Origin of the sequence: Stenotrophomonas sp. STM01 (assembly GCF_014852135.1) — a bacterium.
GTDB lineage: Bacteria > Pseudomonadota > Gammaproteobacteria > Xanthomonadales > Xanthomonadaceae > Stenotrophomonas > Stenotrophomonas capsici.
Window position 1 is genome coordinate 964,836 of record NZ_JACVBA010000001.1, and the last position, 24,579, is coordinate 989,414.

At 68.4% G+C, this 24,579-nt stretch carries 21 protein-coding genes; 15 read left to right on the forward strand and 6 right to left on the reverse strand.

Annotation, left to right across the window (positions count from 1 at the left end):
* Positions 1–19: 19 nt before the first annotated feature.
* Positions 20–1,423 carry a GntP family permease gene (locus IB227_RS04385; protein WP_192286454.1) on the reverse strand — a complete coding sequence of 468 codons (1,404 nt, stop codon included), beginning with the start codon at positions 1,421–1,423 and terminating at the stop codon, positions 20–22.
* A 155-nt stretch (positions 1,424–1,578) separates the two neighbouring features.
* On the opposite strand from IB227_RS04385, the gene IB227_RS04390 reads away from it, so the two are divergent.
* The 4 genes from IB227_RS04390 (at position 1,579) to IB227_RS04405 (ending at position 8,565) form a co-directional block, all read left to right on the forward strand.
* Positions 1,579–3,777, forward strand: coding sequence for a TonB-dependent receptor (locus IB227_RS04390; RefSeq protein ID WP_225591585.1), 2,199 nt, complete (start codon positions 1,579–1,581; stop codon positions 3,775–3,777).
* A 10-nt stretch (positions 3,778–3,787) separates the two neighbouring features.
* Positions 3,788–4,666 carry an alpha/beta hydrolase gene (locus tag IB227_RS04395; protein ID WP_192286455.1) on the forward strand — a complete coding sequence of 293 codons (879 nt, stop codon included), beginning with the start codon at positions 3,788–3,790 and terminating at the stop codon, positions 4,664–4,666.
* Positions 4,663–5,142, forward strand: a complete 480-nt coding sequence (locus tag IB227_RS04400) for a MaoC family dehydratase (protein WP_192286456.1) — start codon at positions 4,663–4,665, stop codon at positions 5,140–5,142. The genes IB227_RS04395 and IB227_RS04400 overlap by 4 nt, the downstream gene beginning before the upstream one ends.
* Before the next feature lie 81 nt (positions 5,143–5,223).
* Positions 5,224–8,565 (forward strand): PAS-domain containing protein, encoded by a 3,342-nt coding sequence (locus IB227_RS04405; protein WP_192286457.1) that lies wholly within the window; start codon positions 5,224–5,226, stop codon positions 8,563–8,565.
* Between the two features lie 11 nt (positions 8,566–8,576).
* Here IB227_RS04405 and IB227_RS04410 read toward each other — a convergent pair whose 3' ends face one another.
* Positions 8,577–9,278, reverse strand: a complete 702-nt coding sequence (locus tag IB227_RS04410) for a response regulator transcription factor (RefSeq protein WP_132864696.1) — start codon at positions 9,276–9,278, stop codon at positions 8,577–8,579.
* Positions 9,279–9,367: 89 nt separating this feature from the next.
* Between IB227_RS04410 and IB227_RS04415 the strand changes: the two genes are divergently transcribed.
* Both IB227_RS04415 and IB227_RS04420 read left to right on the forward strand, forming a co-directional pair.
* Positions 9,368–11,206: a 3-hydroxybutyrate oligomer hydrolase family protein gene (locus IB227_RS04415; protein ID WP_192286458.1), complete on the forward strand. Its 1,839-nt coding sequence runs from the start codon at positions 9,368–9,370 to the stop codon at positions 11,204–11,206.
* 31 nt (positions 11,207–11,237) lie between these two features.
* Positions 11,238–12,896, forward strand: coding sequence for a fatty acid--CoA ligase (locus IB227_RS04420; RefSeq protein ID WP_192286459.1), 1,659 nt, complete (start codon positions 11,238–11,240; stop codon positions 12,894–12,896).
* Positions 12,897–12,993: 97 nt separating this feature from the next.
* Here the strand turns inward: IB227_RS04420 and IB227_RS04425 are convergent, their stop codons facing one another.
* The 3 genes from IB227_RS04425 to IB227_RS04435 form a co-directional block, all read right to left on the reverse strand.
* The gene (locus IB227_RS04425; protein WP_192286460.1) at positions 12,994–14,679 is read right to left on the reverse strand and encodes an amidohydrolase; all 1,686 of its coding nucleotides are present in this window, start codon (positions 14,677–14,679) and stop codon (positions 12,994–12,996) included.
* Between the two features lie 89 nt (positions 14,680–14,768).
* Positions 14,769–15,434: a glycine zipper 2TM domain-containing protein gene (locus tag IB227_RS04430; RefSeq protein ID WP_192287271.1), complete on the reverse strand. Its 666-nt coding sequence runs from the start codon at positions 15,432–15,434 to the stop codon at positions 14,769–14,771.
* A gap of 142 nt (positions 15,435–15,576) precedes the next feature.
* Positions 15,577–16,011 (reverse strand): OsmC family protein, encoded by a 435-nt coding sequence (locus IB227_RS04435; protein WP_132864700.1) that lies wholly within the window; start codon positions 16,009–16,011, stop codon positions 15,577–15,579.
* 301 nt (positions 16,012–16,312) lie between these two features.
* On the opposite strand from IB227_RS04435, the gene IB227_RS04440 reads away from it, so the two are divergent.
* The 3 genes from IB227_RS04440 to IB227_RS04450 all read left to right on the forward strand — a co-directional run bounded on the left by IB227_RS04440 (position 16,313) and on the right by IB227_RS04450 (position 17,884).
* Positions 16,313–16,711, forward strand: coding sequence for an HU family DNA-binding protein (locus IB227_RS04440; RefSeq protein WP_132864701.1), 399 nt, complete (start codon positions 16,313–16,315; stop codon positions 16,709–16,711).
* A 203-nt stretch (positions 16,712–16,914) separates the two neighbouring features.
* On the forward strand, positions 16,915–17,220 hold the full coding sequence (locus IB227_RS04445; protein ID WP_192286461.1) for a DUF3861 family protein: 306 nt from the start codon (positions 16,915–16,917) through the stop codon (positions 17,218–17,220).
* Between the two features lie 79 nt (positions 17,221–17,299).
* The gene (locus IB227_RS04450) at positions 17,300–17,884 is read left to right on the forward strand and encodes a DUF1439 domain-containing protein (RefSeq protein WP_132864704.1); all 585 of its coding nucleotides are present in this window, start codon (positions 17,300–17,302) and stop codon (positions 17,882–17,884) included.
* 144 nt (positions 17,885–18,028) lie between these two features.
* On the opposite strand, the gene IB227_RS04455 is transcribed toward IB227_RS04450, so the two are convergent.
* The gene (locus IB227_RS04455; RefSeq protein ID WP_132864705.1) at positions 18,029–18,496 is read right to left on the reverse strand and encodes an SET domain-containing protein-lysine N-methyltransferase; all 468 of its coding nucleotides are present in this window, start codon (positions 18,494–18,496) and stop codon (positions 18,029–18,031) included.
* A 260-nt stretch (positions 18,497–18,756) separates the two neighbouring features.
* Here IB227_RS04455 and IB227_RS04460 point away from each other — a divergent pair, with 260 nt between their 5' ends.
* Genes IB227_RS04460 through IB227_RS04485 form a run of 6 tightly spaced genes read left to right on the forward strand, consistent with a single transcriptional unit; the run spans position 18,757 to position 24,423 of the window.
* Positions 18,757–19,203 carry an SUF system Fe-S cluster assembly regulator gene (locus IB227_RS04460; protein WP_132864706.1) on the forward strand — a complete coding sequence of 149 codons (447 nt, stop codon included), beginning with the start codon at positions 18,757–18,759 and terminating at the stop codon, positions 19,201–19,203.
* Positions 19,204–19,221: 18 nt separating this feature from the next.
* Positions 19,222–20,697: a Fe-S cluster assembly protein SufB gene (gene sufB, locus IB227_RS04465; RefSeq protein ID WP_132864707.1), complete on the forward strand. Its 1,476-nt coding sequence runs from the start codon at positions 19,222–19,224 to the stop codon at positions 20,695–20,697.
* Complete coding sequence (locus IB227_RS04470; RefSeq protein WP_192286462.1) at positions 20,694–21,104, forward strand: lysozyme inhibitor LprI family protein; 411 nt, start codon at positions 20,694–20,696, stop codon at positions 21,102–21,104. The genes sufB and IB227_RS04470 overlap by 4 nt, the downstream gene beginning before the upstream one ends.
* Positions 21,105–21,143: 39 nt before the next feature.
* Positions 21,144–21,908, forward strand: coding sequence for a Fe-S cluster assembly ATPase SufC (sufC, locus tag IB227_RS04475; protein ID WP_132864709.1), 765 nt, complete (start codon positions 21,144–21,146; stop codon positions 21,906–21,908).
* Positions 21,908–23,170: a Fe-S cluster assembly protein SufD gene (gene sufD / locus IB227_RS04480; protein ID WP_192286463.1), complete on the forward strand. Its 1,263-nt coding sequence runs from the start codon at positions 21,908–21,910 to the stop codon at positions 23,168–23,170. Before sufC ends, sufD begins: the two co-directional genes overlap by 1 nt.
* Positions 23,167–24,423, forward strand: a complete 1,257-nt coding sequence (locus tag IB227_RS04485; RefSeq protein WP_192286464.1) for a cysteine desulfurase — start codon at positions 23,167–23,169, stop codon at positions 24,421–24,423. The genes sufD and IB227_RS04485 overlap by 4 nt, the downstream gene beginning before the upstream one ends.
* The last annotated feature ends 156 nt before the right edge of the window (positions 24,424–24,579 follow it).

Below are 24,579 nucleotides of genomic sequence, written 5' to 3' on the forward strand. Positions count from 1 at the left end.
GGGTGTTGCCCTGCCGCCGTCACACCCAACCGGTGGCGTAATGGATGCCGATCACCACGAACACCGCGACCGTCTTGATGATCGTCACCGCGAAGATGTCCTTGTAGGCCTGCCGATGGGTCAGCCCGGTCACCATCAGCAGGGTGATCACCGCACCGTTGTGCGGCAGGCTGTCCATGCCGCCGGAGGCCATCGAGGCGACCCGGTGCAGCACTTCCATGGGGATGCCCGCCGCCTGCGCGTTGGCGACGAAGGTCTCCGACATCGCCGCCAGCGCGATGCTCATGCCGCCGGAGGCCGATCCGGTCACGCCGGCCAGCCCGGTGACGGTGACCGCTTCGTGCAGCAGTGGGTCCTTGATCGCCCCCAACGCGTTGGCCACCACCATGAAGCCGGGCAGCGCCGCGATCACCGCGCCGAAGCCGTACTCCGAGGCGGTGTTCATCGCCGCCAGCAACGCACCGCCGATGGCGGCCTTGGTGCCTTCGGCGAACTGGGTGACCACCGGCCGCCAGGCCAGCACCAGCACCGTGGCGATGCCGACCAGCAATGCGCCTTCCACCGCCCAGATCGCGGCGATCTTCGGCACCTCCTGCACCACCGGTGCGGCCTTGCCGAGCACCGCGGGCACGAAGCTGTGCTCGGCCCCGTACCAGTGCGGGATTCCCAGCGTCAGCAGCTTGTTGGACACGAACACCAATACCAGCGGCAGCACCGCCACCCCGGCGTTGGCCAGCGTGGTGCCGGCGAACGGCGCCGGCTCGTTGACCAGCGTCGCCGGGTCGCCATACCCCTCGCCATGACGCGCGGCCACGCGGCGGCGCCATTCCAGGTAGGCCATGCCGACGCCGAGCACGAAGAGGCTGCCGAGGATGCCCAGCACCGGCGCAGCCCAGGTATCGGTGCCGAAGAACGTGGTCGGGATGATGTTCTGGATCTGCGGCGTACCCGGCAACGCATCCATCGTGAAGCTGAAGCCGCCCACCGCCAACGTGGCCGGGATCAACCGCTTGGGGATGTCGCTCTGCCGGAACATCTCCGCGGCGAACGGGTACACCGCGAACACCACCACGAACAGGGACACGCCACCGTAGGTCAGCAGCCCGGACACCAGCACGATCGAGAGCATCGCCCGGTGCGGCCCGAACAGGCCAATCGCCGCCTGCACGATCGACTTGGAGAACCCGGACAGCTCGATCAGCTTGCCGAACACCGCCCCGAGCAGGAACACCGGGAAGTACAGCTTCAGGAAGCCCACCATCTTGTCCATGAACAAGCCGGTGAACATCGGCGCCACCAGCGACGGGTCGGTCAGCAGCACCGCGCCCAGCGCGGCGATGGGCGCGAACAGGATGACGCTGTAGCCGCGGTAGGCCACCAGCATCAGGAAGCCCAGCGCGGCAAGCACGATCAGCAACGACATACGGCGCTCCCGGAAGAGGAGGCGCCAAGTATCCGGATCTGGCCGCCGCTGCCGACTGGACCTAGGTCCACTCGCTGGGCCGGGGGTACGCCGCTAGCCTAGGCTCCACGGGTGGCAATGGGCCATCCGCAACGCACCTGCCTGGGGAGGACCGAATGAAGCGGAACTGTTTGAGCCTGATGATCGGCGCGCTGCTGGCCTCCGGGCCGGCACTGGCACAGGAGGCGCCGCAGGCCGCGCCGGCGGCGGACAGGGGCGCTTCGGCCACCAACCTGGACACCATCATGGTGACCGCGCGCAAGCGCGAGGAAACCCTGCAGGAAGTGCCGGTGGCGGTGACTGCGTTCACCTCCGAGGCGCTGGACAAGTTGAACGTGCAGGACATCGGCGACCTCGACGCCCAGGTGCCCAACCTGACCATCTACGCCGCGCGCGGCGCCAGCAGCACGGTCACCGCCTACATCCGCGGCGTCGGCCAGTCCGACCCCACCTGGGGCGCCGACCCGGGCGTGGGCATCTATCTGGATGACGTCTACATCGCCCGCCCGCAGGGCGCGCTGCTGGACGTGTTCGACGTTTCGCGCATCGAGGTGCTGCGTGGCCCGCAGGGCACGCTGTACGGCAAGAACACCATCGGCGGTGCGATCAAGTACGTTTCGCGTGGCCTGCCGACCACCACCGAAGGCTTTGCCCAGGTCACCGTGGGCAACTACAACCAGCGCGATGCCAAGGCCGCCATCGGTGGCCCGCTGGGCGGGCCGGACAGCGGCCTGCGTGGCCGCATCGCGGTGGCCAGCATGAACCGTGACGGCTTCGGCGAGAACACCTACAACGGCCAACCGGTCAGCGACAAGCAGGTCAACGCCGCGCGCCTGAACCTGGGTGCCTACGCCGGCGACGATTTCGACGTGCAGTTCGCGCTGGACTGGATCGACGACCAGTCCGGCATGCGCGGCTCGAAGATGCTCGCGCGCAACCCGTTCACCCCGGCCTACCCGCCGATGGACGACCGCTATGACATCCGTTCGGGCATGCCCAACGTCAACAGCGTGGAAACCAAGGGCGCCTCGGCGACGGTGAACTGGCGGCCCAACGAAGACTGGGCGCTCAAGTACGTGGTCGCCAAGCGCGAGTCCGACTCGCACTCCAACATCGACTTCGACACCACCCCGGTCAAGCTGGCCGATGTCGGCGGCTTCTACGAGGACAACCAGGTCAGCAACGAACTGCAGGCCAACTACGACGGCGGCGGGCGCGTGCGCGGCGTGGTCGGCCTGTACCAGTTCAGCGGCGAGGCCGGTGGCCAGATCCGCAACAACTTCTTCAACCTGCAGTTCGGCGACACCCGCGGCAAGGTACTCACCGACAGCGTCGCGCTGTACGCGGACTGGACGTTCGACCTGACCAGCAGGCTCAAGCTCGACGTCGGCGCGCGTTACACCGACGAGGACAAGCGCGCGATCGTGCTCAACCGCTTCTACGCCGATGCGACCTTCACCCGGCCGATCGCGGTGGCCGCCGACTTCGACAAGACCACCAACTTCAAGAACGTCTCGCCGAAGGTGTCGCTGGACTACCAGATCACCCCGGACATCATGGTCTACGGCCTGGCCACGCGTGGCTTCAAGTCCGGCGGCTACAACATCCGCGCCAATGCCGTGGCGGTGCCGCGCTCGGCCGAACCGTTCGACGACGAGACCGTGGACAGCTACGAGATCGGCAGCAAGATGGCCTTCCTCGACCAGCGCCTGTTCCTGAACCTGTCGGCCTTCCACAACAAGTACAAGGACATCCAGCTGTCGGTGTTCACCGGCATCGACACCAACGGCGATGGCGTGAACGATGCCTTCTTCGGCGACTTCACCAACGCCGGCAAGGGCACGGTCAACGGCCTGGAGGTCGAGTATCAGTACCTGCCGACCCGGAACTGGCTGATCACCGGCAACCTGGCCTGGCTGGACACCAAGTACGACGAGTACATGGACCGTGGCGTCAACGTCGCCGACCAGATGAAGTTCACCAATGCACCCGAGTTCTCCGGCGCGGTGAACGTGGAGTACCGCACCGACCTGGCCAACGGCGGCAACCTGTCCGCGCGGGTGGGCTACAGCTACCAGAGCGAGGTCTGGCCGACCACCGACCTGAGCCCGGTGATCCGCCAGGACGGTTATGGCCTGGTCAATGCCGGCGTGATCTGGAAGCTCAACGACGCCTGGACGTTCTCCCTGCAAGGCACCAATCTTGCCGACAAGGAGTACCGCACCACCGGTTACAACATCCCGGCGGTGGGCACGCTGATCGGCTTCTACGGTCCGCCACGCCAATACAGCCTCAGCGTCCGCTACGACTTCTAGGAACCCCTGCATGACCCGGTCTTACGATGACCTGTACTGGAACAGCAGCGACGGCCTGCGCCTGCATGCACGTGACCACCGGCCGGCCGCGGGGACACCCCCCCGCGGCACGGTGGTCTGCATCCCCGGGCTGACCCGCAACGGTGCCGACTTCGACGCGTTGGCCACGACGCTGTCCGCGCGCGGCTGGCGCGTGCTGGCGGTCGACCTGCGCGGTCGCGCCGGCTCGGCGCGCGCACCCGACCCGTCCAGCTACAACCCCCGCACCTACGCCGATGACCTGATCGCGCTGCTGTGCGCGCAGGGCATCGACAGGAGCGTGTTCATCGGCACTTCGCTGGGCGTGCTGGTCACCATCACCCTGGCCACGCGCGCGCCCGGGCTGATCGCCGCCGCCGTGCTCAACGATGCCGGGCCGAAGGTGCCACGCCAGGCGCTGGCGCGGATCGGCAAGTACGCCGGCAAGCACCTGCCGCCGATGGACCTGGCGCAGGCCGCCGCCTACGCCGAGTCGATCGGCAAGGCATCGTTCCCGCGCTTCGGCGCCGACGACTGGCGGGACATGGCCACGCGCATGTTCCGCCAGCGCGACGACGGGCTGCTGGAACTCGACTACGACCCGGCCGTCATCCGCACCACCCGGCCCTGGGTGTTGTGGCTGCTGCGACCGCTGCTGTGGCGCGCGGTCCGCACGCTCACCGGCCAGGCACCGACCCTGATCGTGCGTGGCGCGCTTTCGGACATTCTCCCGCCCGACGTGGCACGGCAGATGGCCGCCACCTCGGCGAACGCCCGCCTGGTCGAAGTGCCCGAGGTCGGTCACGCCCCGACCCTGTCCGAGCCGGAAGCGCGCCAGGCCATCCTGGCCTTGCTGGAGCGCGTGGCATGAGCACCATCGACGACCACCTGCCGCCGGCAGTGGCGGCACTGCAGCGTTGGGCCGAAGCCGAGCGGTTGGGGACGGGCGTGCAGGTGGGGCAATCCCGCATCGATGCGTTCGCCGATGCCACCGGCGACCACAACTGGATCCATGTCGATCCGGTACGGGCGCAGGCCGAGCTGCCCGGCGGGCAGACCATCGCCCATGGTTTCCTGCTGCTCTCGCTCACCGTCCAGGACGACGTGGCCGCGCTGGCCGCCATCCCCGGCATCACCCGGGTGCTCAACTACGGCTTGAACAAGGTGCGCTTCCTGGCCCCGGTGCCCAGCGGCGCGGACGTGCGCGTGCGTTCGCGGCTGCTGTCGCTGCAATGCCGCCAGCCCGGGCAATGGCTGCTGACCCAGCACAAGACGGTGGAACTGCAGCCGACCGGCGACGTGGCGCTGGTGGCCGAACAGCTCGCCCTGGTCCTCATCGACCCCTAGCCCGCCACGCCCTCGCCGCGACCGCGCCACCGTGCCGACCGGCACCTGCCGGGCGGCTGGCCGGGTCCCTACACTGGAGCGATGTTGACGCCCTCCATCGTCCTGTTGGCCTGCCTTGCCTGGACCGTGCTGCTGTTCGGCGTCGCGCTGTGGGGCGAACGCCAGGGCCATCGCCTGGCACGTGCCTGGCCGGTGATCTATGCGCTGTCGCTGGCGGTGCACTGCACCGCCTGGACCTACTACGGCGCCGCCTCGCAGGGCGCGCAATGGGGCTTCGCGATCCCGCCGACGCTGATCGGCATGGCGTTGATCTTCGCCTTCGGCATGCCGTTCCTGGCGCGGCTGGGCCGGCTGGCAAAGCAGCACAACAGCGCCACCATCGCCGACCTGGTGGTGGCACGGCTGCGCACCGACCAGGGATTGGGCATGACCATCACCCTGGTCGCGCTGATCGGCATCATTCCCTACATCGCCTTGCAGCTGAAGGCGATCAGCCAGGGCCTGGGCGCACTGCTCGGCGACCAACTGGCCGGCGGCGGCGCACCGCCGGACGTGTCGTTCTGGTTCGCGCTGACGATGGCGGCGTTCACCCTGCTGTTCGGCGCGCGCAAGGCTTCGGCCACCGAGCACAACCGCGGCATCGTGGTGGCGCTGGGGCTGGAGTCGCTGCTCAAGCTGGCCGCGCTGCTGGCCATCGGCCTGTATGCGGCCCTGTCGGTACAGGCCGACAGCCCCTTGCTCGCACGCATGACGCAGCTGCCGCCACCCGCAGTGGTCCCGGACTTCCTCACCATGGTCGCGCTCGGCGCGATGGCGGCCTTCACCCTGCCCCATCAGTTCCACGTCGGCGTGGTCGAGCTGCGCCAGACCTCCGACCTGAAGACCGCGCGTTGGCTGTTCCCGCTCTACCTGCTGCTGATCGGGCTGCCGTCGGTGCCGATGGCGCTATCCGGCGCGGCCCAGCTCGGGCAATCGGTATCGCCGGACGTCTACGTGCTGATGCTGCCGCAGGCCGCCGGCCACCACCTCCTGGCCCTGCTCGCCTACCTGGGCAGCCTGAGCGCGGCCACCGGCATGATGATCCTGTCCGGCCTGACCCTGTCGATCATGCTCGGCAACCACGGCTTCGGCTCGCGCCTGCTCGGCGGCATGCATGGCGACACCGGCGCCGACCTGCGCCCGCGTGTGATCGCGTTCCGGCGCGCCGGCATCCTGGTCGTGTTCCTGATGTCCTGGCTGTACAGCCGGGCGATGAGCGACACCGAAGCACTCAGCGATTTCGGCCTGATGTCCTTCACCGCGCTGGCGCAGCTGGCACCGGCGGTGCTGCTGGCGGTGTACCGCCCGCGCACGCCCTCGCCGGCCATCATCGCCGGCATCGTGACCGGCTCGCTGGTATGGCTGTGGCTGGTGCTGCTGCCGATGATCGTCTCGCCGCCGGCCGCCTCGGAAGGACTGCACTGGGTCGTGTTCTTCCCGCTGCGCGTGCAGCCGGGCCACATCGCGATCAGCATGGGCGTCAGCCTGCTGGTCAACCTGATCACCGTCGCGGTGATGGCGCGCGCGGTGCGCCCGTCGTTGCCGCAGCAACGCGAAGGCGTGGCCGCCGCCTCCATGCGCAAGACCGCCGGGCGCTTCCTCGGCCAGGAACGCACGCGGCAGCTGATGGCCGGGCATGCCGGGCAGATGCTGGACGACCAACGCGTCACCGCCATCGAGCGCGAGCTCACCGCAGTGGTCGGTGCCGGGATGGCGCGGTTGCTGGTCGAGGCCGCACGCGATGGCGGCGCCGCACCACTGGAGGCGGTCACCCGCGCGGTCGGTGAAGCCACCCAGGTACTGCGCTTCAACCAGCGCCTGCTCGAAGCCGCGCTGGAGAACATGAGCCAGGGCATCAGCGTGGTCGACGCGCAGCTGCAGCTGGTGGCCTGGAACAGCCGCTATGCCGCGTTGTTCAAGTTCCCGCCCGAGCTGCTGCAGGTGGGCCAGCCGGTCGCCCATCTCACCGAATGGGCAATGGGACAGCTGAAGATCGGCCAGGGCGGCGCCGATACCCCGACCAAGGCGCTGAACCGGCGCGTGGCGCATATGCGGCGCGGCACACCGCACCTGTCCGAGCGCATTTTCCCCGATGACACCATCGTCGAGATCCGCGGCAACCCGATGCCCGGCGGCGGCTACGTCGCCACCTTCACCGACGTCACCGCGTTCCGCCGCGCCGAGGATGCGCTCAAGCGCAGCAACGAGACCCTGGAGCGCCGCGTGCAGGACCGCACCGCGCGCCTGGAGCAGGCCGTACACGAGGCCGAGCGCGCCAACGTGGCCAAGACGCGCTTCCTGACCGCGGTCGGCCACGACCTGATCCAGCCGCTGCATGCCGCCCAACTGCTGACCGATGCCATGTCGCAGCACCTGGAATCCGAATTCCTGGACAGCTTCCTGCGCCAGATCCGCGGCGCGCTGGACTCCACCGACGACCTGCTCTCGGGCCTGCTCGACATCTCGCGGCTGGAAGCCGGTGGGCTGGTCGCCGACCCGCGCCCGTTCGCGCTGTCCAACGTGCTCGACCCGCTCGCGCAGGAATTCTCGGTGCTGGCCGCCGCACGCGGCCTGCAGTTCCGCTACGTGCCCAGCCGCGTCTGGGTGCACAGCGACCCGCTGCTGCTGCGCCGCGTGCTGCAGAACTTCCTGGCCAACGCCATCCGTTACACGCGCAGCGGCGGCGTGCTACTAGGTGTCCGCCGGCGCGGCGAGGCGCTGGTGGTCGGCGTGCACGACAGCGGCCCGGGCATCGCCGCCGACCAGCAGGGCGTGGTGTTCGAGGAGTTCCAGCGCGGCGACCGCAGCAACGGGCAGGGTTTGGGCCTGGGCCTGACCATCGCGCAACGCATCGCCGCCCTGCTGCATGCACCGTTGTCGCTGCACAGCGCGCTCGGCCGCGGCTCGGCCTTCGCCATCACGGTGCCGCGTGCCTACCCGGCGCGCGCGCCGCGCAACGACGCGCCCGCGGCCACCAGCACCATCAAGGGCACCCGCGTGCTGGTGGTGGACAACGACCCCGATGCGCTGGCGGCGATGCGGCAGATGCTGCTGGCCTGGGGCTGCGAGGTCACCGCGCTGGCCGATGGCGCCAACGCGGGCACCGCGGCGCGCGAGGCCGGGCTGTGGCTGTTCGACTACCACCTCGATGACGGCGACACCGGCATTGCCCTGTACGCGCGCCTGGCCGCTGTGCACGGCCCGCGCCCGACCGTGATCCTCAGCGCAGACACCGGCAGTGACACCCGCGAGGCCGTGCGTGAGGCTGGCTTGTCACTGTTGAACAAGCCTTTCAAGCCGCTGGCGCTGCGCTGGGCGATCAACCACCTGCTGGCCGCGCGTGCCACCGGCGAGGACGCCGGCGCAACGGGGGCCTGCGGCTGACCGGTGCCGGCTCAGGCCTCTTCGGCGGCCTCGCGCTGCACCCGCGCGTCCGCGCCCTCGATCTGCCGCGAGGGATCGGCCAGGCCGAGCTCATGCAGGACGCGGATCGCCTGCGCACGGTTGCGCACGCCCAGCCGGCCCATGATGCGCGTCATGTGTGCCTTCACCGTGCGCAGCTGCACCCCCAGGCGGTCGGCGATCTGCTTGTTGAGCAGGCCTTCGGCGACCAGGCTCAACACCCGGTACTGGTGCGCCGACAGGCTGGACAGCCGCGCGGCCAGGTCGGCATCCCGGCTGAACGGCGCCACCCGCGCGACGGTATCGCGCAGCATCGCCGGTATCCAGCGCTCGCCCTCAAGCACGGTCAGCAGCGCCTGCTGCAGGTCCGCCAGCCCCGAACTCTTGGGCAGGTAGCCGGCCGCCCCCAGGTCGATGGCACGCCGGATCACATGCGGTTCCTCGTTGGCCGAGACGATGATGATCGCCAGCCCCGGCTGCAGCGCGCGGATCGTCGCCAGCCCGGCCAGGCCGTGGTTGCCCGGCATGTGCAGGTCGAGCAGCATCAGGTCGATCGACTGGCCCTCGATGGCCTCCAGTACCCCGTCCAGTGAATCGGCTTCGCTGATCTGCAGGTCGACCACCGCTTCATCGGCCGCGCGATGCAGCGCGGCTCTGAACAGGGGGTGGTCATCGGCGATGAGCAGGGTTGGCATCTCGGGCCGAGGTTAGCAAATCCCATTGCAGCTGAGCACGGGGACCTAGGTACGCTGGTATCCCCAGACCGGATTGATAGTGTGGAGCGATGAACATTCCCTGCCGTGCTTCCCTGCTTTGCGCCGTGCTGCCGATCCTGCATGGCTGCATCCCCGTCGCGAACGCCGCCACCGCCCCCGCTGCCGCCCCGGTGTTCGAGCAATGGCGCGAGACATCCCATCGCGGCAGCGATGACCTGATGACAGCCGGGCTCGGTCTTGAAGGCCTGCGCGCCAGCGCGCCCCCCGCATTCGCCAAGCCCACCGCGCCCACCGCAGAGCAAGCGCGGCGCCGTGCGATCTGGAGCAGCTGGCGGGGCATCGCCGACCTGACCCCGGGTGGCGGCTTCGGTGAAATCTACGGCACGTTCCAGCCCGCACCGGGGCGCGAGTTCTCCGCCTACGGCCGCATCCCCGGCGCCGGCCAGCCGCACCGCGTGCTGGTGCAGATACCGGACAACTTCGACCCCGCACGCCGCTGCCTGGTCGCGACGGCGTCTTCCGGTTCGCGCGGGATCTACGGCGCGATTTCCGTGGCCGGCAGTTGGGGACTGGCCCACGGTTGCGCGGTGGCCTATACGGACAAGGGCGCCGGCAGCGACTACTACGATCTGGACGCAGGTATCGGTTTCCAGGCCGATGGCACCCCGGCTGCCGATGGCGCGTTGGCATTCGTCCCCGCGAAGGGAAGCGCTGCGCATGGCGTCGCGTTCAAGCACGCACATTCGGGCGACAACCCGGAAGCCGACTGGGGCCTGCACCTCGTGCAGGCCGTGCAGTTCGGATTGCAGGCGCTGGACCGTGCCTATCCGCAGTCGGCACCCTTCACCCCGGCCAACACACGCACGTTGGGCGTCGGGGTATCCAACGGCGGCGGCGCGGTATTGCGCGCCGCCGAAACTGAAGGCGATTGGTTTGATGCGATGGTGGCCGGTGAGCCCAACGTATCGGTCGCAGGCGCCCCTCCGCTCTACGATTTCGTGACCCAGGCCGCGCTGCTGATGCCTTGCGCATTGCTGGCCATCGATGATCTGCCGCAGCCACCCGCGCAGGCCCAGACACGACCGGCCGGAATCCAGCGCTGCGCGGTGCTGGCATCCATTGGACAGGTGCAAGGCGCGGACACAGAGGCCCAGGCGCGATCGGCATGGCAGCAGTTGGCGAACGCAGGCCTGAGTGAACCCGCCCTGCGCGCAGCCGCGTTCTCGACCGGATTTGATCTGTGGCAAGCGATCGCCGCCACCTATGCGTCAGCCTATGGTGGCTATGCCGCAGGCAATCACCCCTGCGGGTACACCTTCGCCGCCGCCGGCCCGGATGGCAGGCCCGGCATCGCGACACCCGAGGTCCGTGCAGCCTGGTGGAGCGATGCCAGCGGCATCCCGCCAGGCAACGGCGTGATGCTGCTGTACGACGATCACGCGCTGCCCGCAGCGGATCCCCTGCCTGGCCTGTCCTGCCTGCGCTCGCTCTGGACCCACGATGGTGCAGGTGCCGAGCGCGTGCGCGCCGGCATTGCCCGTGCAGCCGCCAACCCGCCCCGCCCGGGCCTGCCGATCGTCGTCATCCATGGCATCGACGACGGACTGGTGCCGATCAGCCTGACCAGCGACCGCTACGTGCCGCAGGCGCGTGCGGCGGGCGCACGGATCGCCTATTGGCGGGTAGCCAACGCGCAGCATTTCGACTCGCTGCTGGCGTTCCCGGATTACCGCAAGCGCTATGTGCCGCTGCTGCCCTACCTGTTCGCGGCCATGGACCAGGTCTGGAACCACCTCGAAGACCCGGCGCAGCCCCTGCCCCAGGATGCACTGATCACCCCCACCCCGCGCGCGGAAGCACCGCTGCAGCCCGCACAGTTGTCGCTCCCGGCGGCCTCCCGCCGCTGACACCCCGTTGCCTTGCCCCCAGGAATCGCCGATGCCCTCCACCACGCCGCCCGACTCCGGTCCCTACGCCTACCCGCTGCTGATCAAGCAACTGCTGCATACACCACTGGCAACCCGGCCCGGGCAGGAGATCGTCTACGGCGACGTGCGCCATGACTACCGCACGCTGCAGGCACGCATCGGCCAGCTCGCCGGCCTGCTGCAATCGCAGGGCGTGAAGCCCGGCGATACCGTCGCGGTGATGGACTGGGACAGCCACCGCTACCTGGAAAGCTACTTCGCGGTGCCGATGATGGGCGCGGTGCTGATGATGGTGAACATCCGCCTGGCCCCGGAACAGATCGCCTACACGCTCAAGCACAGCGGGGCCAGCGTGATTCTGGCCAACCGCGAGTTCCTGCCGGTGCTGGACGGCATCGCCGGGCAGTTGCCGGCGCTGCGCACGCGCATCCTGCTCGACGATGAAGGCGGCGCGTTGCCCGATGGCTTCGCCGCGGAGTACGAGGCCGGCCTGCAACAGGCCACGCCGGTCACGCACTTCCCGGATTTCGACGAGAACACCCGCGCCACCACGTTCTATACGACCGGCACCACCGGCCTGCCCAAGGGCGTCTACTTCAGCCATCGCCAGCTCGTGCTGCATTCGCTGGCGGCGATGGCCACGCTCGGCAGCGCGCACCAGCAGGGTCGCCTGCACCGCGACGACGTGTACATGCCGATCACGCCGATGTTCCATGTCCACGCCTGGGGCCTGCCCTACGTGGCCACGCTGATGGGCATCAAGCAGGTTTATCCGGGCCGCTACCTGCCCGGGCGGCTGCTGGCGCTGATCGGCCGCGAGAAGGTGACCTTCTCGCACTGCGTGCCGACCATCCTGCACATGCTGCTGAACGACCCGGCCTCGGCGCAGACCGACCTGCGCGGCTGGAAGGTCATCATCGGCGGCGCCGCACTGCCACGGGTGCTCGCCCAGCAGGCGCTGGCGCGCGGCATCGACATCTTCGGTGGTTACGGCATGTCCGAGACCTGCCCGGTGCTCACCGTCGCCCAGCTCGACGGCGACGCACTGGCCGACGGCGAGGCCGATGTCGCGCTGCGCACCAAGGCCGGCATCCCCATCCCGCTGGTGGACCTGCGCATCGTCGACGAGGACATGCACGAGGTCGCCCACGACGGCCAAGCCACCGGCGAAGTCGTGGTGCGCGCGCCATGGCTGACCCAGGGTTACCTGCACGATCCCGCCGCGTCGGCCACCTTGTGGGCTGGCGGCTACCTGCACACCGGCGACATCGGCAACATCGACGCGGGCGGCTACCTGCGCGTGACCGATCGCATCAAGGACGTCATCAAGACCGGCGGTGAATGGATTTCCTCGCTCGCGCTGGAGGACATCATCGCCATGCACCCCGGGGTCGCCGAGGTCGCGGTGATCGGCGTCGCCGATCCCAAGTGGGGCGAGCGACCGCTGCCATTGGTGGTCACGCATGCCGGCCGCGACGTGACCGAGCAGGAGATCATCGCGCTGGTCACCGCGCGCAGCCAAGCCGGCGACATCTCCCGTTATGCCATCCCCGAGCGGGTGCGCTTCGTCGACACCATCGCGCGGACCAGCGTGGGCAAGATCAACAAGCGCCGGCTGCGCGACCAGCATGACGCGCCGGCCGAACCCGGCGGCGCCGCATCCCCCTGAGGGAAACCGCGCCCTTCACCGCGGGACCGGACCTGCCCTTCCGCGGCAGTGCCAGCGGCGCGCGTGGGCCGCTGGCACCTTGCCGGCAGACGCCGGCTCAACCCGCTGGCGCGGCCTCGGCGGTGTAGACCGGCTCGCCATCCACCCAGGTCGACAACACCTTCAGGTCATCCAGCTGCGCGGCATCCACCGTCAGCGGATCACGGTCGAACACCACGAAGTCGGCGCGCAGGCCCGCCTGCAGGCGGCCCACCTGCGCTTCGTCATGCCCGGCCCAGGCCGCATCGCTGGTGAAGCCGCGCACCGCTTCCTCCGCGCTCAGGCGCTGGTCGGGCTGCCAACCGCCCGGCGGCTGGCCGTCGCGGTCCTGGCGGGTCACCGCGGCGTACAGGCCCAGGCGCGGATCGACGTTCTCCACCGGGAAATCCGAGCCCAATGCCAACCGCGCCCCGCTGTGCAGGTAGCGCTGCCAGGCATACGCACCCAGGATGCGCTCCGGCCCGACCCGCTGCGCGGCCCATCCCATGTCCGAGGTGGCATGCGTAGGCTGCATCGAGGCGATCACGCCCAATCGGGCGAAGCGCGGGATGTCCTCCAGCGACACCACCTGCGCATGCTCCACGCGCCAGCGGTGGTCACTGCCCTTGCGCGCGCCCAGCACCTTCTCGTAGGTGTCCAGCACGATGCGGTTGCCGCGATCACCGATGGCATGCGTGGCGACCTGCACCTTGCAGCCCTCGGCCTTGCGCACCGCCACCTCGAAATCGGCCGGCGAAGTCACCAGCAGGCCGCGGTTGTGCGGGTCATCGCTGTAGTCGGCGAGCAGGGCCGCGCCGCGGCTGCCCAGCGCACCGTCCATGAACAGCTTCACGCCACGCATTTCCAGACGACCGCCCGGATGCTGGTACAGGCCATCACGGCACAGGTCATCCAGCGCGGCCTGGTTGCCGTCGGCATAGGCATCGATGCGCAACGGCAGCTTGCCGGCGTCGGCCAGGCGCTTCATCAACGCCAGGTCCTCGCGCGAAACACCCATGTCATGCACGCCGGTCAGGCCGTTGCTCACTGCCGCCTGCAACGCGGCCAGCAGGCGCTTCTCGCGGGCGGCGTCATCCAGTGCGGGGATCTGCGCGGTGACCAGGCTGGAGGCCGCATCGACCAGCACGCCGGTCGGCCTGCCGGCGGCGTCGCGCACGATCCGTCCACCGTCCGGCTGCCAGTCCCCGGCCAACGGCTTGCCCGCCTTCTCGGCGATGCGCAGCGCGGCGCTGTTGACCCAGCCGGCGTGGCCGTCGACGCGGTCCAGGTAGACCGGCCGTTCCGGGAAGGCGGCATCCAGGTCGGCGACGGTGGGAAAGTCGGTGTTGTCCCACCGGTTCTGGTCCCAGCCACGGCCCTGCAGCCACTCTCCCGGCGCCAGAGTCTTCTCGAATGCCTTGAGCCGCTCCACCACCTCGCCGCGGGTGCGCGCGCCGGACAGGTCGGCCTGCGCCAGCGTGTTGCCCAGGTAGACCAGGTGCGCATGTGCGTCGATCAGCCCCGGCACCACCGTGGCCTTGCCGGCGTCGATGCGGGGTGCCTGCGGATGCTGCTTCAGCACCGCCTCGCGCGTGCCCACGCTGAGCACGCGGCCAGTCTGCGCATCCCAGGCCATCGCACCCACCACCGGCTGCGCCGGGTCTCCGGTACGGATGGTGTCGGCCACCAGCACCTTGACCTCGGCCTGGGCCGGGCTCAGGGACAGGCAGGGAAGCAACAGGGCAAGACAGGCGACACGGCGCATACGATCACTCCTGAACGGGACCCGGCGACTATGCCGCCATCCCGCAGGCATGACAAACCGCGGCCTGCGGCGTGCGCCGCAGGCTTGCCTCAGTCGGCGTTGACGTCCACCCGTACCCGGATGCGCTCGCCCGGGTGGTAGTCACGGCGGGTGTGGTATTCGCGGCCGGCGTACTCGTAGGTCACGTCATAGCCGTCCACGCGTTCGCTCTCGCTGCCATAGCCACCGGGCTCGCAGACGCGCACGTCGCCGCGGCGGTAGTCCGGGCCACGGTTGCTGGCTTCGTAGATGGCGCGCCCGGCCGCGCCGCCGGCGATCGTTCCCACCGCGGTGCCGAGGTAGCGGCCGTCGCCACCACCGATGCGACTACCGATCATCGCGCCGGCCAGGCCACCGATCACCGTGGCGATCTGGCGCCCGGTCTCGCTGCCCTGGCGGTACTGGCCATTGTCATTGCCGCGGTCGTCGTAACCGTCGTTGCGATAGCCATTGCCGTTGTAGCGGCCGGTGTCGCGGTAGCCATCCTCGTTCACGTAGCTGCCATCGCTGCGCTGGTAGCAGCGCTCGTTGCGGCCGCCGTTGCCACTGACGATGATCGGGTCCACGCGCACCACCCGCGCGTAGTCGTAGGCCGGCCCGTTGTCGCCGGCATGGCCGCCGTCGCGGTAGCGGCCATCGTCATCGCGGTAGCCGGGACGGTACTGGCCGTCGTCGTAGTTCTGTGCGGACGCGGCAAAACTGGACAGGCCGGCCATGATCAGGACACCGGCGATAGGCAGCGAACGAAACATGGCAACAGGTCCCCGTGGTTGGATGGCGCGATGCTCGGGCGCGCCGGGTGAAACGTCCCTGAACCGGACCGGCGAGCCCTTCCCCGCCCGCCAGCCCCTGCCTGGATCAGGCGGAAAACTCGCTTTCCAGGCTGATCGGCACCGCGCTCAACGCCTTGGACACCGGGCAGTTCTGCTTGGCGTCGTCGGCAATCGCGCGGAAGCGTACCTCGTCCAGCCCCGGCACCACCGCCTTGACCTTCAGGCGGATCTGCGAGAACTGCGGCCCGCCTTCCATCGACAGGTCGACGTCGGCACGGGTATCGAGCGAAGTGGGCGGGAAGCCGGCCTCGCTGAGCTTGGCCGACAGCGCCATGGTGAAGCAGCCGGCGTGCGCGGCAGCGATCAGCTCCTCCGGATTGGTGCCCTTCTCCTCGCCAAAGCGCGTGCTGAAGGCGTAGCGCGTGTTTTCCAGCAGCCCGCTCTGCGGCGTGGCCAGGCGGCCTTGGCCGGTCTTGAGGTCACCTTCCCAGTGCGCGGTGGCATGACGCGAAATACCCATGGTGGAACTCCTCGTGGTGGTTGGCAGCCCAGCCTAAGGCAGCGTTCGTTAGCGCATTGTGCGGTGCGTCGCCGATCACCTGGCCTGCCGTGGACGTGCCGGGTGACGCCGCACTGTATCCCTGTCGATGCTGTTTTCCCCTGTGTTTTGGCATGTGGAAGCATGCACAAACCGGCCAGAAGCAATTTTTATGGGCTTTTTTGTCGATTGCCTATTGGCGGCATGCAATTCATGCCCTACATTTCGCTTGCCGACGGGGTCGGCACGACCAAACAACCAACCGTTCACGGAACAGGAAATCATGGCAAAGACCGCTAAAAAGGCTGCCCCGAAGAAGGCAGTGAAGAAAGTCGCCACCAAGGCTGCCGCCAAGCCGGCCGCAGTGAAGCCGATCAAGGAAGCTCTGACCAAGTCGGGTCTGGTTGCCCACATCGCCGAAGCCACCTCCGTCGCTGCCAAGGACGTGCGCGCTGTGTTCGCCGCCCTGGAAGGCGCCGTTGCCGCCTCGGTCAACAAGAAGGGCGCTGGCTCCTTCACCCTGCCGGGCCTGCTGAAGATCAGCACCGTGAACGTTCCGGCCAAGCCGAAGCGCAAGGGCATCAACCCGTTCACCAAGGAAGAGCAGTGGTTCGCCGCCAAGCCGGCCACCACCAAGCTGAAGGTTCGTCCGCTCAAGAAGCTCAAGGACGCCGCGCTCTGATCAGCGCGCCCCTTGTGGCGAACCGGACGGGACGGCGAAAGCCGTCCCGTTTCTTTTTGGGGGCGCCCATGGCGCGTAGGCGGACCACTGCGTTCCATCCACGCCGGACCCGGGCACACTGGAACACAGCGTCATGGTCCGGCGCCTCGCAACACCCCGATGGCGGGCCTATGGTGGGGCCATCCCCCTACCCCCACGCCATCATGTCCAGCAACGCGCACCGCTATCGCATCACCGTCACTCCCATCGAAACCGATGGCCAGCAGTGCACCGGGCGCTGCACGCTGGAGTTCGACCAGCGCACCACCTACAGCTGGATGAAGCAGTTCGAGCAGGCCCAGCGCCAACGCCGCCTGCCCTCCAACGACGACGCATCGCTGGTGGTCGCCACCGGCCTGCTGCACAGCTTGTCGGCCGCTTCGGGCCGGCACGGCAACGCCCTGGACAGCCTGCAGCCGGAACTGGACCAACTGCTGTTGAAGCTGGAAAAACTGCAGCAGCCTGGTTGAAGCCAGGCGCGTGGCTAACCGGGCATTCACTTGATCCGGTTATCTTGCGTCTCCGTCTCCACCAATCCACGAGTCCGCCATGAACCTGCGCCACCTGCTCCTGTCCGCCGTCGCCTGCATGGCCCTGGCCACCACCGCCCACGCCGCGCCGCAGGTCAACGGACGGCAGTTGACCGTGGGCGCCAGCGACGTGCAGGACTATCTGGACGGCAGCTTCCCGCGCACGCAGAAGGCGCTCGGCGGCCTGCTGGCGCTGACCGTCAGCGAGCCGCACCTGACTCTGCCGCAGGGCAACCGCCTGGACCTGGGCTTCGCCCTGGCCATGGCCGCCGGTGGCACCTCGATGCCGGTCGGCAAGGTGCAGATCAGCAGCGGCCTGCGCTACGACGCGCAGACGCAGGGCTTCCACCTGGACCAGCCGACCGTCGACCGCTTCAACCCGGCCATGGCCGGTGGCGAACTGGATTCCAGCACCCGCAGCCTGCTCAACAGTTGGCTGGCCGATTACGCCCGCCGCGAACCGATCTACAAGATCGACCCGACCATCGCGCGGGTGATGGGCGCCTTGCAGGTACAGTCGGTCGGCATCGAGAACGGCCGCATCGCGGTGACCTTCAACCAGGGCCTGGGCAACCTGGTGCCGCAGGGCCTGCTGGGCAAGTAAGCCCCTCCTGCATGCACGCAGGAAGGCCGCGAAAGCGGCCTTCCGCGTTTGTGCGCCCCCGCCGCCGGCATTCCCTCCCGGCCCACGCCACAACGGGAAAGGGCCGCGCAGGCGGCCCCTTCATTCACCCCATCGATGCGCGGGTCAGCGCTTGGGCTGCAGCATCGTGCCGGTGCACTTGGGCGAGCCGCAGCGGCATTCCCAGATCTTCTTCAGGCGCGCGGTGTGGCGCTCGGCCAAGGTGATGCCGTAGTTGTAGGTCAGCTCCTCACCCGGCTTGATGTCGCGGACGGCTTCGATGAACACCTTGTCGGCGGTGCGGTCGTCGCCCTCGGCTTCCTCGATCATCGCCTCGCAGTTCGGGTCGCAGCTGTGGTTGATCCAGCGCGCATCGTTGCCCTTGTGGTTGGCGTCGATGACGTAGTCCTCGTTCAGCGTGAACAGGAAGGTATGCCCGCTCTCGACGTCGCCGGTGTCATCGGCATCCACCTCGGCATGGGTCCGGCGCTTGCCCTTGTACTCGATGACGCGCTCGCCCTGCTTGATGTCGGCCACGGCGAACACGCCGTTGCCATGGATGCTGGATTTGCGCGCCTGGATCTTCTTGGGCATGTAAATGACCGGAAACGAATGAGAGGCGCAGATTCTCTCCCATCTGCGCCAATGACCCAAGTACGCGCCGGACCGGGGCCGGGCCATCGCGCCCCTCCGCGGACACCGCCCCGCCCGGCGATCACGTCCCGGTGCCGGTACCCGCCGCCGGCCACGGCAGCCACCGCCGTCACCTGCCCCGCCCCTGCCTGAACAGGGCGCTTGGACTCGACCGGCGACAAAGCGTACAATTTTGGTCCGCTTTGAACCCACCTGCCGAGATGCTCCGCGTCACCAAGCTCACCGATTACGCCACCGTCGTCATGACCGTGCTCGCCGCACGGCCGGACGAAGTGCTGAGCGCGACCGAGCTGGCCGAGGCCGCCGGTCTGGAACCGCCCACCGTCAGCAAGCTGCTCAAGCCCCTGGCCCAGGCCGGGCTGGTGGAAGGCCTGCGCGGCGTGCGTGGCGGCTACCGGCTGACCCGTCCGGCCAGCGAAATCACCCTGATCGAGGTCGTCGAGGCGATGGAAGGCCCGCTGGCGATCACCGAATGCAGCCAGGGCCAGAGCCATTGCGGCATCGCCAGCCAGTGCGGCGTGCGCTCGAACTGGCGGCTGATCAACGATGTCGTCAGCGACGCCCTGCGCGCCGTCACCCTGGCCCAGATGCTGCATCCCTTACCGCTTGCCGACCGTCGACGGATCACCGCCGACGTCGTCTCCTGAACCACCGTAGGCAGCCCCATGGCCACCGAGACCATTGAAAACGTCGGCATCGCCGACACTCCGAACCGTGAAATCCACGAACAGCTGGGTCGCAAGTACGACGCCGGTTTCGTCACGGACATCGAATCCGATTCGTTCCTGCCGGGCCTGAACGAGGACGTCATCCGCGCCCTCTCGGCCAAGAAGGAAGAGCCGGAATGGATGACCCAGTGGCGCCTGGATGCCTACCGTCACTTCCTCACCCTGCGCCAGCCGGACTGGGCCAAGCTGCAGATCGGCCCGATCGACCTGCAGGCGCTGAGCTATTACTCCGCGCCCAAGGGCCCGAAGTACAAGTCGCTGGACGAGGTGCCAAAGGAACTGCTGGACACCTACGACAAGCTGGGCGTGCCGCTGCACGAACGCGCCAAGCTGGCCGGTGTCGCCGTCGATGCGGTGTTCGACTCGGTCTCCGTCGGCACCACCTTCCGCAAGGAACTGGCCGAGAAGGGCGTGATCTTCTGCTCGATCTCCGAGGCCATCCGCGAGCATCCCGAGCTGGTGCAGAAGTACCTGGGCTCGGTGGTGCCGGTCGGCGACAACTATTTCGCCGCGCTCAACTCGGCGGTGTTCTCCGACGGCAGCTTCGTGTTCGTGCCCAAGGGCGTGCGCTCGCCGATGGAACTGAGCACCTACTTCCGCATCAACGCCAACAACACCGGCCAGTTCGAGCGCACGCTGATCATCTGCGAGGACAAGGCCTACGTGTCCTACCTGGAAGGCTGCACCGCGCCGATGCGCGATGAGAATCAGCTGCACGCCGCGGTGGTCGAGCTGGTGGCGCTGGAAGACGCCGAGATCAAGTACTCCACGGTGCAGAACTGGTACCCGGGCGACGAAAACGGCGTGGGCGGCATCTACAACTTCGTCACCAAGCGTGCCGAATGCCGTGGCGCGCGTTCCAAGGTGACCTGGACCCAGGTGGAAACCGGCTCGGCCATCACCTGGAAGTACCCGTCCTGCGTGCTGCTGGGCGACGACTCGGTGGGCGAGTTCCACTCGGTGGCGCTCACCCACCACCGCCAGCAGGCCGACACCGGCACCAAGATGATCCACGTCGGCAAGCGCACCAAGAGCAAGATCGTCTCCAAGGGCATCAGTGCCGGGCGCGGCCAGAACACCTACCGCGGCCTGGTCAAGGTGGACCGCAACGCCGAGGGCGCGCGCAACTACACCCAGTGCGACTCGCTGCTGATCGGCAAGAAGTGCGGCGCGCACACCTTCCCCTACATCGAGGTGAAGAACCCCAGCGCCACCGTCGAGCACGAGGCCACCACCTCCAAGATCTCCGATGACCAGCTGTTCTATTGCCGCGCGCGCGGCATCGACCAGGAGAACGCGGTGTCGATGATCGTCGACGGCTTCTGCAAGCAGGTGTTCAAGGAACTGCCGATGGAATTCGCGGTGGAAGCCAAGAAGCTGCTGGAAGTGTCGCTGGAAGGCTCGGTCGGATGAGCCGCCTGCCCCTGCTACTGCTGGCATTGCTGCCGGTGGCGGCCTCGGCCGCCGCGCCGGGCAAGGCCTGCGACGATGCCCGCACCCAGCTGGACATCAACGAATGCGCCGCGCGTGAAGCCGACGCCAGCGATGCCGAGCTCAACGCCGTGTACCGGCAGGTGATGCAGAAGCTGCAGGGCCAGCCGGTGGCCATCGACAAGCTGCGCAGCGCCCAACGCCTGTGGATCCAGCTGCGTGATGCCGACATCGACGCACGCTACCCGGTGGGCAAGGACGAGAACCCGCGCGTTCTGTATGGCTCGATGTACCCGATGCTGTACTCGGCCAACAAGGCCGAACTCACCCGGCAGCGCACCCAGTGGCTGCGCGCCACCTTCCTTGATCGCGCCGAAGGCGAGCTCTGATCGCCCCGCCCCACATTCAAATTTGAAGACCGCACCCTCATGTTGAAGATCGAAAACCTCCACGCAAGCATCGGCGACAAGGAAATCCTCAAGGGCCTGTCGCTGGACGTGAAGCCCGGTGAAGTCCACGCCATCATGGGCCCGAACGGCGCCGGCAAGTCCACGCTGGGCAACGTGCTGTCCGGCCGCGATGGCTACGAGGTCACCGAAGGCAGCGTGCAGTTCGAAGGCAGCGACCTGCTGGAGCTGGAACCGGAAGCGCGCGCCGCCGCCGGCCTGTTCCTGGCCTTCCAGTACCCGGTGGAAATCCCCGGCGTGAACAACACCTACTTCCTGCGTGCCGCGCTCAATGCCCAGCGCAAGGCGCGCGGCGAGGAAGAACTCGATTCGATGCAGTTCCTGAAACTGGTCCGGCAGAAGCTGGCCGTGCTGCACCTGAAGGACGAGTTGCTGCACCGGGGCGTCAACGAAGGCTTCTCCGGCGGCGAGAAGAAGCGCAACGAGATCTTCCAGCTGGCCGTGCTGGAGCCGAAGCTGGCGATCCTGGACGAGACCGACTCGGGCCTGGACATCGACGCGCTCAAGAGCGTGGCCGACGGCGTCAACGCGCTGCGTTCGCCGGAGCGCTCGTTCCTGGTCATCACCCACTACCAGCGCCTGCTCGACTACATCAAGCCGGACGTGGTGCACGTGCTGGCCAATGGCCGCATCGTCAAGAGCGGTGGCCCGGAACTGGCGCTGGAGCTGGAAGCACACGGCTACGACTTCCTGAAGGACCGCGTGGTGCGCGAGGCGGCCAAGTAATGAGCGTCCTGCTGGATTCCCTGGCTGCCGGCTTCTGCGGCAGCACCGAACGCGCCGAACTGCTCGAGGCCGCACTGAAGACCGGCCTGCCGGCCGCGCGCAGCGAGGCCTGGAAGTACACCTCGCTGCGCCAGTTCGAGCGCCGCAGCTTCAGCGCCGCTCCGCTGCAGGCACCGGCCATCGATGCGGCCCTGGTGGCCGATATCCCGGCCCCGCGCCTGGTGTTCGTCAACGGCCGCCCCAGCAGCGACCTGAGCGACCTGGCCGGCGTGGATGCGGGCGTGCAGGTACGCACCCTGTCGGCGGTGAAGCAGCAGGAGCCGGAAGCCGTCCGCTTCCTTGGCCGCCGCTTCGACCGCGCCGAGGAGATCTTCGCCCAGCTCAACGCCGCGCTCGCCGATGAAGGCGTGCTGGTGCAGGTGAGCGACGGCGTCCACAGCGATACCCCGCTGCACCTGGTGTTCGTCAGCACCGGCGACGGCAGCGATCGCGTGTGGCACCACCGGCACCTGGTGGAACTGCGCCGCGGGGCCTCGCTCAGGCTGGTCGAGCACCACCTGCACGACGGTGACAGCGCCAACTTCGACAACACTCTGGTCCACGTCCACCTGGCCCAGGATGCCCAGCTGGCGCACGCCCGCGTGCAGGCCGGCAGCAGCCGCGACACCCACCTGCTGCGCACCGACGCCGTGCTTGCGCGCGACGCGCAGTACCGTCGCATCGACCTGGAACTGGGCGCGGCGCTGACCCGCCATGAGCTCAACGTGCGCCTGGAAGGTGACAACGCCAGGCTGGTCGCCAACGGCGTGCTGCTGGGCAATGGCCGTCGCCACATCGACACCCGCCTGGGCATCGACCACATCGCCCGCGACACCAGCGCCGAGCTGGTCTGGCGCGGCGTGGCCGCCAACCGCAGCCGCGTGGTGTTCCATGGCGGCATCAACATCCGCGAAGGCGCCGATGGCACCGATGCCAACCTGTCCAACAAGAACCTGCTGCTGTCCGCCGACGCCGAGATCGATACCCAGCCGACGCTGGTGATCGACGCCGACGAGGTCAAGGCGGCGCATGGTGCCACCGTGGGCCAGCTCGACGCCAATGCGCTGTTCTACCTGCGCACCCGTGGCGTGCCGGCCGAACAGGCCCGCGCCATGCTCAGCGCGGCGTTCTGCCACGAACCGCTCGCCGCGGTCGATGGCATCCTCACCGAGAAGCTGGCCCGGCACCTGGACCAGGCACTGCAACAGGCTGGCATGGCATGAACCTTTCCTCCCCGCGTCTGATCCACCCTTCGGCCACCGCTCCGGACTGGGACCGCGTGCGCGCCGATTTCCCGCTGCTGATGCGTGAAGTCAACGGCAAGCCGCTGGTGTACTTCGACAACGCCAACACCGCGCAGAAGCCGCTGCAGGTGATCGGCGCGGTGGACGAGTTCTACCGCCGCTACAACGCCAACGTCAGCCGCGCCGTGCACGCGCTGGGCACCGAAGCCACCGAAGCGTACGAAGGCGCGCGCGCCAAGCTGGCGCGTTTCCTCAACGTGCGCAGCGACGAGCTGGTGCTGTGCAGCGGCACCACCTTCGCGATCAACCTGGTGGCCTATTCGTGGGCCTTGCCGCGCCTGAAGGCCGGTGACGTGATCCTGGTCTCGCGCATGGAACACCACGCCAACATCGTGCCGTGGCAGCTGGTGGCGCAGCGTACCGGCGCGACCCTCCGCGTGGCCGAGATCCTGCCCGACGGTTCGCTGGACCTGGATGCCCTGCACGCGGCGATGACCCCGGATGTGAAGCTGTTGGCAGTGACCCACGTTTCCAACGTGCTGGGCACCATCAACCCGGTCCGCGAGATCTGCCGCGAGGCGCGCAAGCGCGGCATCGTCACCGTGGTGGATGGCTCGCAGGCCGCCCCGCACCTGCGCGTGGACGTGCAGGCCATCGGCTGCGATTTCTACGCCATCACCGGGCACAAGATGTGCGGCCCGACCGGCACCGGCGCACTGTGGGCACGCCGCGAGCTGCTGCAGGAAATGCCGCCGTTCCTGGGCGGTGGCGAGATGATCAAGGAAGTCAGCTTCGACGGCACCGTGTTCAACGATGCCCCGCACAAGTTCGAGGCCGGCACGCCGAACATCGCCGGTTTCATCGGCCTGGGCGTGGCGGTGGATTACCTCGACGCGCTTGGCCGCGACCACATCGCCGACCGCGAGCAGGCGCTGCTGGCGCATTTCACCGAGGAGCTGCAACGCATCGACGGCGTGCGCATCTTCGGCACCACGCCGCACAAGGCGGCGGTGGTGTCGTTCCTGGTCGACGGCGCGCATTCGCACGACCTGGCCACCCTGCTCGACCTGCAGGGCGTGGCCGTGCGTTCGGGCCAGCATTGCGCGCACCCGCTGCTGCAGTACTACGGCGTCGCCGCCACCTGCCGCGCCTCGCTGGCCTTCTACAACACGCATGACGAGATCGAGTCGTTCATGGTGGCCCTGAAGAAGGTCCGCACCCTGCTGGGCTGAGGCCAGGAGCGGCCGCGAAAGCCCTCCCCCTTCGCCGCGCGAAAGGGAGGGCGCAATGCGGTAGTGCCGAGCCACGCGCGGCGCTGTCTCCGGACACCCCGGCCACGCGCCGCCTCGTTCCCGGCCGCGCCGTGCACCGCCGCTTCCCCTTCGCCT

What these genes read in the sequence shown, in the direction of transcription:
- IB227_RS04415 (WP_192286458.1), top strand. Translation starts at nt 9,368, where the DNA reads ATGAACATTCCCTGCCGTGCTTCCCTGCTTTGCGCCGTGCTGCCGATC.
- IB227_RS04445 (WP_192286461.1), top strand. Translation starts at nt 16,915, where the DNA reads ATGTCCAGCAACGCGCACCGCTATCGCATCACCGTCACTCCCATCGAA.
- IB227_RS04450 (WP_132864704.1), top strand. Translation starts at nt 17,300, where the DNA reads ATGAACCTGCGCCACCTGCTCCTGTCCGCCGTCGCCTGCATGGCCCTG.
- IB227_RS04460 (WP_132864706.1), top strand. Translation starts at nt 18,757, where the DNA reads ATGCTCCGCGTCACCAAGCTCACCGATTACGCCACCGTCGTCATGACC.
- IB227_RS04485 (WP_192286464.1), top strand. Translation starts at nt 23,167, where the DNA reads ATGAACCTTTCCTCCCCGCGTCTGATCCACCCTTCGGCCACCGCTCCG.
- IB227_RS04435 (WP_132864700.1), bottom strand. Translation starts at nt 16,011, where the DNA reads ATGGGTATTTCGCGTCATGCCACCGCGCACTGGGAAGGTGACCTCAAG.
- IB227_RS04420 (WP_192286459.1), top strand. Translation starts at nt 11,238, where the DNA reads ATGCCCTCCACCACGCCGCCCGACTCCGGTCCCTACGCCTACCCGCTG.
- IB227_RS04440 (WP_132864701.1), top strand. Translation starts at nt 16,313, where the DNA reads ATGGCAAAGACCGCTAAAAAGGCTGCCCCGAAGAAGGCAGTGAAGAAA.
- IB227_RS04430 (WP_192287271.1), bottom strand. Translation starts at nt 15,434, where the DNA reads ATGGCCGGCCTGTCCAGTTTTGCCGCGTCCGCACAGAACTACGACGAC.
- sufD (WP_192286463.1), top strand. Translation starts at nt 21,908, where the DNA reads ATGAGCGTCCTGCTGGATTCCCTGGCTGCCGGCTTCTGCGGCAGCACC.
- IB227_RS04425 (WP_192286460.1), bottom strand. Translation starts at nt 14,679, where the DNA reads ATGCGCCGTGTCGCCTGTCTTGCCCTGTTGCTTCCCTGCCTGTCCCTG.
- IB227_RS04470 (WP_192286462.1), top strand. Translation starts at nt 20,694, where the DNA reads ATGAGCCGCCTGCCCCTGCTACTGCTGGCATTGCTGCCGGTGGCGGCC.
- IB227_RS04385 (WP_192286454.1), bottom strand. Translation starts at nt 1,423, where the DNA reads ATGTCGTTGCTGATCGTGCTTGCCGCGCTGGGCTTCCTGATGCTGGTG.
- sufC (WP_132864709.1), top strand. Translation starts at nt 21,144, where the DNA reads ATGTTGAAGATCGAAAACCTCCACGCAAGCATCGGCGACAAGGAAATC.
- sufB (WP_132864707.1), top strand. Translation starts at nt 19,222, where the DNA reads ATGGCCACCGAGACCATTGAAAACGTCGGCATCGCCGACACTCCGAAC.
- IB227_RS04410 (WP_132864696.1), bottom strand. Translation starts at nt 9,278, where the DNA reads ATGCCAACCCTGCTCATCGCCGATGACCACCCCCTGTTCAGAGCCGCG.
- IB227_RS04455 (WP_132864705.1), bottom strand. Translation starts at nt 18,496, where the DNA reads ATGCCCAAGAAGATCCAGGCGCGCAAATCCAGCATCCATGGCAACGGC.
- IB227_RS04400 (WP_192286456.1), top strand. Translation starts at nt 4,663, where the DNA reads ATGAGCACCATCGACGACCACCTGCCGCCGGCAGTGGCGGCACTGCAG.
- IB227_RS04395 (WP_192286455.1), top strand. Translation starts at nt 3,788, where the DNA reads ATGACCCGGTCTTACGATGACCTGTACTGGAACAGCAGCGACGGCCTG.
- IB227_RS04390 (WP_225591585.1), top strand. Translation starts at nt 1,579, where the DNA reads ATGAAGCGGAACTGTTTGAGCCTGATGATCGGCGCGCTGCTGGCCTCC.
- IB227_RS04405 (WP_192286457.1), top strand. Translation starts at nt 5,224, where the DNA reads ATGTTGACGCCCTCCATCGTCCTGTTGGCCTGCCTTGCCTGGACCGTG.